Origin of the sequence: Flammeovirga pectinis (assembly GCF_003970675.1) — a bacterium.
Classification (GTDB): domain Bacteria; phylum Bacteroidota; class Bacteroidia; order Cytophagales; family Flammeovirgaceae; genus Flammeovirga; species Flammeovirga pectinis.
The window spans coordinates 2190040-2204469 of record NZ_CP034562.1 but is presented as its reverse complement, the minus strand read 5'-3'; the positions used below and the strand labels follow the sequence as shown (position 1 = coordinate 2204469).

Here is a 14430-nt window from a genome sequence, read left to right as displayed (position 1 = left end):
AACTTACTATGGGAAAATGTGTTAATTTTGTGGAAACTTTATTAACCACTTCCGTTCATGAACAAACGTTTCAAAACTCCATTAATAACTGGAGCAATACTACTCGTACTTTTTGTTTTATTACGCTACGTAATACCTAGTTTAGGGCTAGATTATTTCAATAAAAACAGTAAAGAATTAATAGGAAGGCAAAGTACTATAGAACTACTTGACCTTAATATATTTACAGGGGAGTTATCAATTTCTAATTTTAGATTATTTGAAGCTGATGATACCACAAAGTTTATTGGTTTAGACTCACTATACCTTGATGTTGAATTAACAGATTTAATAAAAAGAGAACTTCTACTTACAGAACTTAAATTAGTTCACCCCTATGGAAAAGTAATTCAAAATAACGAATCATTTAATTTTGATGATCTAATTGAACGTTACGCTACAACAGACTCTATTGTTATTGAAGAACCCGTTATTACAGACGAAGAAGAGCCATTTATAGGATATACCATCAGAAATATTTCTATTGATGATGGTTATGTTGAATTTGAAGATTTAGCAAAAAACGAAACATTTAACCTTAAAGGGGTGGGTATTGGTATTCCAGAAATTACTTGGTCTAACGATCAAACACTAGTTGATTTTGGTTTTGATTTGGATAATGGAGGTTCTTTCGCTTTCAAAGCAGATTATAATATCAAGACTAACGAGTATGAACTAGATTTTGATTTACAGCAATTAAGAATCAATAAACTAACAAATTATTTAAACGATTATTTGGAGCTGAAATCAATAGATGGATATGCTAATGCTACTTTAAATATTGTTGGAGATGCAGATCATGTTACAGATGTACTGGTTAAAGGAGAAGCAAGTATTGATAGTCTTGTAATATTAGATACGTTATCTCAAAAGGTGTTTGCTGTTGATAGAGCATTATCTATTTTTAGATCAATTGATGTTGCAAATAATGACTTTCAGTTTGAACTGTTAAAAATGGAGCATCCTTACATGCGCTTTGATTTACATGAAAATACAAATAACCTGTTTCAATTTTTTAAATTAGATGAAGAAACGCAAGAGGTTGAAGTAGAAGAAACGGGAACTGTTGCAATAGGAGAGGATTTGCCAGAATTAAAATACCATATTGATTCTATCGCAATTATTGGTGGAGAGATGCTTTATAGAGATCAGCGCATACCAAGAAAAGAATATAAATACGCAGTTTCTGATGTAAATGTATTTAATGGTGTTCTAGGTTCTGAAGAAAAGGTATGGGCATTTCATTCAACTGGTACTTTAAATAAAAGAGGTAAATTAAAAGCCGATTTAAGCATAGAACCAAATAACTTCTATAATGTAACCATAGATTATGTAATTGAGAATTTTCAAATTCAAGATTTTAGTTTCTTCTCTAACATCTATACAGGTTACCCAATATTTAAAGGAGCAATGACGTATTATGGTCATACAGATATTAAAGAAAATAACCTTGTAAGTGAGAATAAAATCAAAATTGAGGATTTTGAATTAGGACGAAAAGCTGATGGATCTTATGCTTACGGTTTACCTCTAAGGTTTGCAGTATTCTTATTGAAAGATAAAAATGGAGACATTATTTTAGATGTACCCGTTAAGGGCTCTTTAGATGATCCTAAATTTAGAGTTGGACGAATTATTTGGCAGGTAGTTAAAAATGTGTGTAATAAGGTGATTGCAGCACCTTTTAAGGCACTAGCAGGAATTTTTAAAGTTGATGAAGACGACCTTAAAGATATTAAGTTCAAACATTATACTGATACTCTACTTACATCTAAGCACATAAAACAGCTTAAGACTATTAAAAAAGTATATGATAAAAAACCTGACCTTAAAGTTAAACTTGTTCAATTTGTAGATCGTCATAACGAGAAAGAAAATTTAGTAAAAGGATATGCTGAAGATCAGTATTCTATTGCAACAAGTACTAGTTCGATTAAGCAGGTAGCTACAGACCCAATTGATTTCAGAACATATCTTATGAATAACCTTTATGCAAGGATGGATTCTACTATGGTAACAGTCGATTCTACATCTAGTATAGAAGAAGTTTGTTGGTTATTTGTAGGAGAAGATAAAGCAGATTCTTTAGAGGAAAGAATACTAGCAACTCGTCAAAGAATTTTGGTAGATTATATTGCAGATGAACTTCCAGAAATAAAGGGTGCTGTAACTATTGAAACGGCAAAAGAAACCGAAGGGAGTAATGTTGGGAGTCTTCCTTTATTTGATCTTGAATATTCGATTGAGGATATGTAAAAAATATAAAGTTTTTAAAAAGGGCAACTTTTCTATCTGAAAAGTTGCCCTTTTTAATTTTCTAAGAAAAATGTGTGGTATTCTAATTTTATTAAAAATCAACCTCGAATCTCACTTTGTAAGAAATTTACAATAGTTGTAAATGTAGTTTCATAGTCTTGTAGAATAATAATTAATTTTTGCACTTTGCTTAATAGGTAGAGTAGGCTTAAAAAAAGTAGAAAATTCTACTTTGGGTAGATGTATATAGCCGTTATTAGTTACAATGGTAAAAGCGCAAGTTTTTAGGTAACTTTTTTTAAAGAAATTTAATGCTAGTATTACAAAATTTCTTTTAATCTCAATATTTAGGTTGTTTGTCGAAATATTGGAATAGTGCAATTTATTAACGTGTGCTGTTCATCTTCACATAGCGCCTATTTTTCATTCAGTCAAGTAAATTAGGAGAAAAGTTTTTTATTTTTTTTTTGATAAATCATCCCTTCAATTCCTTGCAAAACTGCCAAAAACACTATTTATTTGTTAGAACGATGGTGCTGAACATAAGATTTAATTTTTATGTGAGGTGAAAAGGGAATTAGGTGAAAATCCTATGCTGACCCCGCAGCTGTAAAGCATGAGAACTTGTTTAAACTATATCCACTATACATAGATGATTATGGGAAGGATAAGCAAGTAATGCTGAGCCAGAAGACCTGCCATCGTGTGCTGAACATTTTCTTCGGGAAAAATAAGAAAAGCCAAAACAAATCGTCTGAATAACAATTATACATATTACTATTGTCTACAGACCTTTGCGTTGTGAACAACAGCAAGATTTTTATTGTGTGAGGTGAACAATCACCTGTGTTGTAATAAATGAAAAACTTTAATTTTTATGAGTTTATTAGATAAACGAGTTGCTTACAAACCTTTTGAATACCCAAAAGCACAAGAATTTATAGATGCAATTCATCAAACATTCTGGATACATTCAGAAGTAAATTTTGATGCGGATATTCAACAATTCAAAACAAACCTTTCAGAACATGAAAGAGAAGTTATTGGAAATATTTTAAAAACATTTGCTCAAACTGAAACAAATGTTCAAGACGATTTTTGGGGTGTTGTAGGACAATATATTCCTAAGCCTGAAATTGCTGCTATGGCAATTACTTTTGCTGAAAATGAAGCAAGACACGCATCGGCATATGCTCGTTTAAATGAACTTCTAGATCTTGATAATTTCGAGGAATTCCTTGAGGATGAGACGGCAATGGAGCGTTTAGAAATGCTTTCTAAAGTAACTGTTGATGAAACAGGTAAACCAACGCCAACTGCATTATTACAAAGCATCGCAATATTTTCTTGTTTTACGGAAAACGTAAATCTATTTTCTCAATTTGCAATTTTACTATCCTTTAAAAAGTTCAAAAACGAACTAAAAGGAATTGGTAACATTATTAAGTGGAGTGCAAAAGACGAAAATTCACACGCTCGTGCAGGAATGTGGTTATATAATACATTAATTGCAGAATACCCTGAGTTAAATACTACAGAGTTGCAAGAAAGTATTTATGAAGCTGCAAAAATATCACATGACGTTGAAGTTCGTTTATTGACTGGGATTTTTGAAAAAGGAGAAATGCCTTTCTTACCGGTTAATCAATTAATTCACTTTATGCGCGATAGGTTAAATAAAAGTTTAACTGAAATTGGATTAAAAGCAATCTTTGAAGTAGATCAAGAAGTACTTAAAGAAATGCAATGGTTTGATGAAGAAGTATTTGGTCATGCTCATGATGATTTCTTCGCAGTTAGACCAACAGAATATACTAAAAAGTCACAATCTGTAACAGCAGACGACTTATTTTAATAGAAATTTTCTCTATATATCCTCTTATCATTTTTAATTCCTTTAGTTATAAATGATAAGGGGGACTTACACCAAATAAATCACCACCTCAGTTCCACAACTTATGTCAGAAATTAACACTGCACCGGAAGTTTCACAATTAGATCCTCACCCAAAATGGATGACAAGCGAAGGCTTGCAAACACTAAAAAACGGTTATTTATTAGAAGGTGAAACAGTACGAGATGCTGTTACACGTATTTCTAAATCTGCTGCAGCTAAATTAAAACGTCCTGATTTCGAGAAGAGATTCTTTGATGCTATATGGAATAACTATTTATGTCCTGCTTCTCCTGTGTGGTCTAACATGGGCACAGAAAGAGGTTTGCCAATTAGTTGTTTTGGTAGTTATGTACCAGATAGTATTGCAGGTATTGGTTCTACTTTAGCAGAAGTGATGATGATGTCAAAGATTGGAGGAGGTACTTCAATTAACGTATCAGATGTTCGTCCTCGTGGTGCAGAAATTACTAACAACGGAACAAGTAATGGTGTATATCCTTTCTTAGAAATGTTTGATTCTGTAATCAACGGAACAAACCAAGGGAATACTCGAAGAGGTATGCTTGCTGCATATTTAGATGTTGAACACGCAGATATTGATGAATTTTTGACAATTAAAGATGTCGGGAAATCAATTCAAAATATATTTATGGGCGTTTCTGTTTCCGATAATTTTATTCAAAAAGTTAGGGAAGGTGATAGAAGAAGCCGTGAAGTTTGGGCAAAAGTTTTAAAGTCGCGTATAGAAAAAGGTATCCCTTATATTCTTTACAAAGACAATGCAAATAATCAGCGTCCAAGATGGTACAAAGATCAGAATATGGAGATTAAAGCTTCAAATTTATGTTCTGAAATTATGTTACCTTCAAGCGAAGATGAATCGTTTGTATGTTGTTTATCGTCTCTAAATTTAGTGCGTTATGATGAGTGGAAAGATACTGACTTAGTAGAGACAGCAACTTTCTTCTTAGATGCAGTAATGGAAGAATTTATAGAAAAAGCAACAGGAATTGAGCACATGGAAAGAGCAGTTAATTTTGCTAAAAACCATAGAGCTTTAGGTCTTGGAGTATTAGGTTGGCATAGTTTCTTACAAAAGAAAAAGATTCCTTTTGTAGGTATTGCAGCAGATTCTTGGACAAGAATCATCTTCAAACAAATTAAAGAACAATCTATTAGAGCATCAGAAAAGTTAGCAGTAGCTTACGGCGAACCTAAAGTAATGATGGATACTGGTAGAAGAAATACAACACTATTAACTGTTGCTCCAACTACATCTAATGCATTGATTGCAGGAGGGTACAGTACAGGTATTGAACCAATTGCTAGTAATTATTATGTAATGGACTCTGCAAAAGGAGCATTTACACGTAAAAACAAGCAATTAGAAGAATTACTTGATGAAAAAGGATTGAATACATCTGATGTATGGAAACAAATTCTAGCAGATGGAGGTTCAGTACAGAATATTGGTGGTTTAACTGCAGAAGAAAAAGAACTGTTCCTAACATTCAAGGAAATTAATCAGATGCAAATTGTACGTCAAGCGGCATTAAGACAAACATTCTTAGATCAATCTCAGAGTTTAAATCTTAATTTCCCTCCAACAACATCTGTAAAAGATATAAATTCAGTAATGTTAGAAGCGCACGCTTTAGGAGTGAAGACTTTATATTACCAAAGAAGCGAGAGTATATTGAGAACACAAATGAATGTAACTCAAGATACATGTGTTTCTTGTGAAGGTTAGAAATAACTAAGAAATACAATTATAAAAAGTAAAGCTGTTAAGTAATGAAGTAATTCATACTTAACAGCTTTTTTTGTTAAGTAGAAATATTAAACTTGTTAAGTTATATTATTATTAATACTTTTGAGACGTTTTTTATTTATAAATAAGAGATTACAATAGCAAACAACTAACGACTAAAGCCATATTGCTGTATATCATTAAATATTTGTAATTAATCATAATTGATTAACAGATGGTATTTGTTACTAAATCTTCATTATATCTAATAAACTAAAAACAATATTTCTAATGCTATAATTATCACTAATGAAACTTCAATCTTCCCGTACTTTTTTTATACTAACTATTATTCTCTTAGGAGTCATAATGTTAAAGCAAACAGTATCTGCTCAAGGTATAACAAAAAAAGATATTGTACCCCAAGTTATTAGGGTGAAATTAAAAACAAATGTAGAGAGTTCTTTCTTGGCATTAAAACAGTCTAGAATGTCTGATGGGACATTACAAATGGGAGAAATTTTACTTGATGAAATCTGCGCTGACTTTCATGTTCTTCAAGTAAATAGAGTATTTCCATATTCACCAAAATTAGAGGAAAGACACAGAAAGTATGGATTACATCTTTGGTATGAATTTGTTTATAGTGGCAATCAAGATCCATCAGAAGTAGCAAATGCTTTTAAAAGCTATGACGGTTTTGAGATTACCAAGTGTGTTCATCAACTCTCTAGGCCTAATGAGCAACCGAAAATCATTGATCCTGAAAAATTATTAAAACGTATGAATACGGATGATCCACTTCTTAATGAGCAGTGGCATTACAATAATACTGGTCAAACTAATGGGACATTAGGAGCTGATATTAGTTTGCTTGAAGCTTGGGAGACAACAATGGGATCTGATCAAGTTATTGTGGCAGTCATGGATGGAGGTATAGATTACTCACATTTGGATTTAGAAGATAACATGTGGATAAATTCAGGTGAAATACCTGATAATGGAATAGATGATGATAATAATGGATATATAGACGATATCTATGGTTATAATTTTGCTGATGGAAATGATAGTATTGATCCAGACAATCATGGAACTCATGTAGGTGGTACAATTTCAGCCAGTAATAATAATGGAATTGGTGTTGCAGGTGTAGCAGGAGGAAATGAAGCTTCTGGTGGTGTAAGGCTAATGTCTTGTGAAGTTTTCAGTCCTAATAGTAGTGGTGGATTTGCCCAAGCATTTGTATATGCAGCTGATAATGGAGCACTAATAGCTCAAAACAGTTGGGGATATACAAGTCCTGGTTATGCAGATCAAGAGATACTTGATGCAATAGATTATTTTATTGCAGAAGCAGGACAATACGAAGGTAGCCCAATGCAAGGAGGGATCGTTTTTTTTGCAGCGGGTAATAATGATTCAGATTTAGATTACTATCCAGGGTATTATGAACCCGTTGTAGCAGTAGGAGCTACAAATCATAACAACCAAAAGTCTTGGTATAGTAATTATGGTGATTGGGTAGATGTTTCGGCTCCAGGTGGAGAAACCAATAGGGAAGAAGAAGGAGTATTAAGTACTTTGCCTAATAATTTATATGGCTTTTATCAAGGTACTTCAATGGCATGCCCTCATGTTTCAGGAATTGCTGCATTGGCATTATCTAATTTAACAGCAACAATCACAAATGAAGATCTTAGGGAATTATTAGAATCCTCAACCGATCCTTTAGATAACTTACCATCTCAATACCTAGGTAAAATGGGTTCAGGATTACTCAATGCACATTTAGCAGTTGAAGCTATGCCTGTATATTATCAAATTACACCATTAGATACATTATTGATATTAAATCAAGAAGGGAGCATAACACAAACAATTGATATTACCAATCAAATGGATACCACATTGACTTTAGCTTTTACAACTTCAGAAAGTTATGCGTCTATAGGTTCAGAGCTTATTGTATTACAGCCAAATGAGTCAGAATCAGTTGATGTAATTTTAGATGGAACAGGATTAACAACTGGGAATTATGATTTAGATATAATAGTAAGGGTAAATGACTCAAAAACTAAAGTATTAAAGTGGGAAGTAGATGTGGTGACAGCACCTCAAATGGTTGCTGGTTCTTCATTACATTTTGGTTCTCTATATCTAGGTTATGGAAATACACAATATTTGGAATTTGTGAATAGAACATACTCTTACTTAACTATTACAGATTTTGAAACAGTATTACCTGATTATATTATCCATTCTGATACATTAATAGTAGGCCCATACCAGAATGGATTTTTGGAGGTTGAATTTAATCCAATTTCTGATGGTGATCGTTCTACTGTATTGACTATGACTACTAATGACCCAAATATTTCCAACTATAGTGTAGATTTAATAGGATTAGGGAACGGAACTACACCTCCAACAATTGTAGTTCCAGATTCTATAATAATACAACATTTAACCCCTGTTAAAGACTCTATAACTTTTGATCTAATTAATGATGGAAATGACACCCTTACTTATGCTATCGAAGATAGTTTAATTAATAGTGAAGTACCACTTTTAGCCTCTCAGTATTTAAATGAAAATTTAAAGAAGGGAGAAGAAAGTAAAATTCAAGGCCATCAAGTAGTATATGGATTTGGTAATGATACTGAATCAGAATACACTTGGATTGATAGTGAGGAGTCAAATTCTGTAGTATATGATTGGATAGATTTAGCAAATGATCCTGAAGCAACGGTATTTCCTAGTAATGATGATACTTATTATACATATATATTTGATGCTTTTTCTTTCGGATTTTACGATAACCATTATAATAAAATGGAAATATCTACGAATGGTACTATTAGTTTTATCAATCAATTTGTATCATTTAGCTATTCTGAACTACCAAATTATGAAATCGGATCAAACATAATTGCACCATATTGGAGAGACCTAGTAATGAATGCTATTTATGTGAAAGAATTTAATAATTATGTGGTGATTCAATATCAAGGGTATTATTATAATAACCTTAACTTAGGAGTAGAATTCGAGGTTATATTAAATAAGAATGGTAATATAAAGTATCAATACAAAGAAACACAGGAAACTTCTTATTCTGTTGGCATGCAAAAACTAGGAGGGACTGAAGGAATGACAATAGCATATAATACGAATTACTTACAGGATTCATTAGCTATTGAAATTAATCGAAATTCCTTTATTGAAAGTATTACTCCAAGAATTGGTGATTTAGCAGGTCAAACTTCTGAACTAATCCAAATTAATTATAATGCTGAAAAGACTTATAAAGAAGGAAGTTCTATACAAGCTCGAGTTTTGATACAAACAAATGATCCAGCAACACCTATTGACGAAATATTTATTGAAGTACAATATGGGGGTCCTATATTGACATATACGGATTCTTCCTTTTCATTAGTTTCTTATATTGATACTATCAAACACGATACTTTAATGCTATATAATGATGGCTACTTACCTTTAGAAATAAATGATATTACATCTAGTTCATCATCTATCTTACTTGAAAATTCGAGTTTAACTATAGCGCCTAAGGATAGTATGGCTTTAGCTTTTAGTTTTTCAACACTTGAAAAAAATGAATATTCAGAAACGATTAATTTTTCAACTAATGAATCAACAAATCAAATAATAAATATTGATTTGGATTATACTATTTGGAATGCATACCCACATTTAGTGTTAAATCATCAGGAAGATTCACTTTCAGTTGTTGTATTAAGGGATAGTGAAGTAACTCAACCTTTTACTTTAACTAATGATGGTGAAGATACAGTATCTTATAACATTAGTGTAAGGCAACGTAGGAGTGATTTATCAACTTCGCTTAGTTTACCAAAAGCTGTTCGTCCTAAACAACTTTTAAGAAAAGGGATTCCACATAATGGTATTATACCAGAACAATTTAGGAGAGAAGATTTTAGGTCAAATAATTTAAAACGCTATTTCGAAATACAAGATCAAGCAGCATTCGGCTATTTATATGATCACTTTGAAGGTTCTTCAGGGTATGCTTCTATATTACCCGAGGATACCTCTAGTTTGACCAAATATTTGTTTGGACCAATGAAATATGATTTTGTAGGAGCTGGAGAATATATATCTTCATTAGATAAGTTTATTGAGTTTGATATTTCTGGAGCGTTTTATATCATTGATCCTGTAACTGAAGAAGTTTCTGAACAAGGAGTTTTAGATATTAATAATATAAATGGAGCTGCTTATGATGTTAATAGTGACGAACTATATATCTGTACTGGCTCAAAATTGTTTTTATTTAACTTAGAGAATTTTTCACTTACAGAAATAGGTACTTTTGGAATATCTGACTTATATATGATAAGTCTCTCATTTGATGGACAAAGTAACTTATATGGTATAGATGTTTTTAATAATACATTATTAAAAATTGATACATCAGGTGCCAATGTTGAAGAAGTTGGATATATTGGATTCATTTCAAATTTTGGTTCTGGTTTAGGTTGGGATGCAGCAAACGATAGAATGGTAATGGCTTCTTTTGATTATGATAATTACTTTTTTAACTTTAGACAGCTTGATCTTCAATCTGGAAATTCAATTATTTTGGGTGATGACTTAGGGAGTGATTATCAATTTGGTTGGATTGCTTTTCAGAATCAAGGAGGTGTTAGTTTTGATGTTTCTGAAGGTAAATTAGCTCCAGGAGATTCTCAAATCATTAATTTTACAAAAGATACTAATGGAATGAGAGCAGGGGATTATTTATATGATATTGAAATTAATAGTAATGATCAACTTCAACCTCATAGAGAAATACCAGCTCTTATATCAATCGTAGATTTGGATGCATCAGCTAATAAAATAGAATTTGATAGCGTAGCTAATGGTTACAATAAAACTGAAGAATTATATATTGTAAACAATTCGGCAGTATCGATTTATGTTGATTCTATTTCTATCACAAATGATGCTTATACAGTTAACTCTCAAATTGGATTATTACAACCTCAAGACAGTATATTATTGAACGTAATATTCCAGCCTCTAATAGAAGGAGTTGTTCTTTTTGAAGGTGATTTACTTATTCATTTTGAGAATGTTTCTAATATTATTCAATTAAGTGGAAGAAGTTATGATAACAGTTTACCTGAATTAGTACGTCCTATAGAAGAACTAGTAATTGAGAAAAATAACTTTAAAGTTATAGATCTAACTCAACATTTTTATGATATTAATCTTGATACAATAGAGTATCAAATTGATTTGGATAAAGAAAATGTCGTTGAATCATCAATCGAGAATAATAATCAACTTGTTATATTTGGTAAAAACCCAGGGGTAGTTGATTTGAATATAAAAATTTCTGATATTCTAGGGACAATAGAAGTTAACTTTCCTGTCATTGTATCAGTACCTGATTTTAATCCGCCAGCAATTCTTGATAGCATCTCTGAACTGAGGTTTAATTTGAATTCTAATTTAAAGTATTTAGTTTCAGATCATTTTAGTTTAACAAGTGAAACTACTATAACCTACTCATTACAGGAAAAAGAGAATTCTATTTTAATAGCTGAAATTGATGATGAGGGCTTGATAACGATCACCTCTTCAGAAACAGGACTTGACACTCTTTATGTAGTAGCTTCAAATGGAGGGGATGAGTCTATTTTGCCTGTTCCAATAAAAGTTTTACCAGATAATGAGATAAATAAAATTTTTATTGGTGAAACATATTCAATTAGTTTAGATACATTGATTACAAATATTGAGGGTCTTGAATATTCTTATAGTTTTGATACTATTGGGGTTGTTGCTTTCTCTGAAGAAGATAATCTCTTAAATATTTATGGAATAAGTCAAGGTGATATCGAAGTTACTATTTTGGCAACAAATGGAACTTTTTTAGCAAGTTTAACTTATCCTTATCATGTGAAAAGTTCTCTGCTTATTTTAGATACTTTAATAAGTACGGAGGTTCAATATGAAGATTCCATCAATTATGATCTATCACAGCACTTTACTTATGAAGGAAATGTTGAGATTGGTATAGGATTGACTTCTGCTGAAGTTGAAAATGCATCTTTTATTATTGAGGACCAGACAAACGTTATTATTATCGGTGAAAATGTAGGAATACAAACTTATACAGTATTCTTAACAGTTGATGGAGATACTTCGACTTTAGAGTTTGAAGTAGAGGTAACTGGGAAAAATTATTCACCTGAAATTTCTCAAAAATTTACTGAAGTAGTATTAATGATTGATGAGTATGTTATTTTTGATTTAAATAATCATATATCTGATATAAATGGAGATTCATTAGTTTATTCACTTGGAAGTTTTGATTTAACTAAAGTAGATGCATTTATCACTAATGATCAACACCTTATGATTTTTGGTATAGAAGAAGGTACAACTTCATTACCACTTATTGTTTCGGATGGAAAATTAGATTTAGAAGTAACCTTAGAAATTATAGTAAATAAGGACATAATTAGTAATCTGATAAGTAGTTCTTCAACAGGAGTAAAACTGTATCCAAATCCAGCAACTACTATTACTACTATTTTAGTAGAAGTAGATCAACCTACATCAATTTATTTGAATGTAACAGATTTATCAGGTAAGAAACTATTTACTAAAAGTTGGGGAAATGTACCTCAAGGAACTTTTAAACATATGGTCGATGTTTCAAATCTTGTTAGTGGTATTTATATTATAAGTATTACATCAGAAGATGGAAAAACTTTAACGAAACGACTTACTATTCAATAAATATATTAGATAATTAGTGGGGATTTCAAATTTTACTTTAATATAGTTAATCATTAAATAAAAAGATCTTGAGTGATACTTTGTATTACAATACTTAGTTATTACTCAGGATTCTTATTTTTTTAAGACTATCATTCTAGAAAGAAATACTATTATAAAAGTAAAGCTGTTAAGTAATGAAGTAATTCATACTTAACAGCTTTTTTATTTGATAATTATCGCTTATATCAAATAATTCTTCTATCGCTTAGACTTTGATAATTAAGGGGAGAGTTAATTTCTTGACAAGACCCTCCGGATGCTAAAATAGCAAGAGGAGGGCTTGTCTATAAGTATGGCGGGAGAGTGTCCCCGCGCTCATAAATGAGCCAAATTAATTATATCAATGTTTATAATAACATTGAACAGTTCTGTTAAGAACAAGAAGAGTCGGAGATATTAAAATATACTCCTGCTTTCATTGGTTAGAAAGTGTTTTCAATTATAACTAATATGCTACTTATAATAAGATCCTAAATGGAATTGTGTTAGGGAAGGTCAGAGAGATTTTTTAGATCCCTCTGACTTTATTGTAAAGTGATAGACAGACACTTTACGGTTGTTCCCGCCATATATTTTTATTGAAGTATTTAATGTTTTTCTTCCATTAATTACTATTAAATCATTTTCATACTATAGATTACACCTTAAAAATTGAGAGCGAGGTGCTTTTGTTAAATAATTTGTATTGCCCTATATATATCATATATGATAAGATAAGGCCTCTTTTTTCATTTTTATTGTACTGCAATTGTACAAATGAAAAGTTAATTTTACAAATATTAATCAAAAGCTAAAAATGTGTGAAATTGTATTATTTCAATGTGTTGTAGTGAGGTGTGATTAATGCTATTTCAATCGGTTACGGTGCTATTAAATCATGTTTTTTCATCATTTTTTTCATTGCAATCGGTTGCAAACACGAAGAGAATAAACTTGTAAATGTTCCTTTTACGCTTTAATATTGTACAATTCTATTTTTTAATGAATTGAAAAAAAATTAACTTTTTTTTAAAACCTAAGTTTATCAATCAAAAACTAACAATTATGACAAATTTTAAGTGGTCAATTCTATTGATTATTCCTTTTTTATTCATCAATTGTACAAAGCAAGAGGAGCTATCTTTACGTGTACTTCAGTTTAATATTTGGCAGGAAGGAACAATAGTACCCAATGGATATGTGGCAATTTTGGACGAAATTATTCATACTAATGCAGATGTTATTGCACTTAGTGAGGTCAGAAACTATGAGCAAAAATCTTTAGCAAAACGCTTAGTAGAAGATCTAAAAGAGAGAGGGTTTACTTTTTATTCTGATAGTAGTCAGGATTCCGGTATCCTTTCAAAATATCCAATTCTTAATCAGGAGGCTTTTTATCCTGTAGTTGATGATCGAGGATCAGTAACTAAAGCAATAATAAAAGTTGGGCAAAAAGAAATTGCCTTTTATTCTGCTCATTTGGATTATAGAAACTGTGCAATATATTTACCTAGAGGGTACGATGGGAGTACTTGGAAGCATTTAGATAAACCCGTTACAGATATTAATTTGTTACTAGCCGATAACTTAAAGTCTAAACGTATAGAGGCAATCGTATTGCAGATGCTAAGATAGAAGAAGCGCTAGGACGAATTGTAGTACTTGC

The 14430-nt window shown here is 31.3% G+C and carries 5 protein-coding genes and 1 riboswitch; all 5 genes read left to right on the top strand.

Features of this window, described 5'->3' with window-relative positions; all coding sequences use genetic code 11:
- Window positions 1-57 precede the first annotated feature (57 nt).
- Window positions 58-2295, top strand: a complete 2238-nt coding sequence (locus EI427_RS08740; RefSeq protein ID WP_126613707.1) for a DUF748 domain-containing protein — start codon at window positions 58-60, stop codon at window positions 2293-2295.
- A gap of 514 nt (window positions 2296-2809) precedes the next feature.
- Window positions 2810-3012, top strand: a riboswitch (cobalamin riboswitch).
- A gap of 160 nt (window positions 3013-3172) precedes the next feature.
- Window positions 3173-4150 (top strand): ribonucleotide-diphosphate reductase subunit beta, encoded by a 978-nt coding sequence (locus tag EI427_RS08735; RefSeq protein ID WP_126613705.1) that lies wholly within the window; start codon window positions 3173-3175, stop codon window positions 4148-4150.
- Between the two features lie 103 nt (window positions 4151-4253).
- Window positions 4254-5942 carry a ribonucleoside-diphosphate reductase subunit alpha gene (locus EI427_RS08730; RefSeq protein WP_126613703.1) on the top strand — a complete coding sequence of 563 codons (1689 nt, stop codon included), beginning with the start codon at window positions 4254-4256 and terminating at the stop codon, window positions 5940-5942.
- 369 nt (window positions 5943-6311) lie between these two features.
- Entirely contained in the window at window positions 6312-12743 is a 6432-nt protein-coding gene (locus EI427_RS08725; RefSeq protein WP_170178426.1) for a S8 family serine peptidase, read from the top strand.
- Window positions 12744-13829: 1086 nt separating this feature from the next.
- On the top strand, window positions 13830-14399 hold the full coding sequence (locus EI427_RS26150; protein ID WP_205727918.1) for an endonuclease/exonuclease/phosphatase family protein: 570 nt from the start codon (window positions 13830-13832) through the stop codon (window positions 14397-14399).
- Window positions 14400-14430 lie beyond the last annotated feature (31 nt).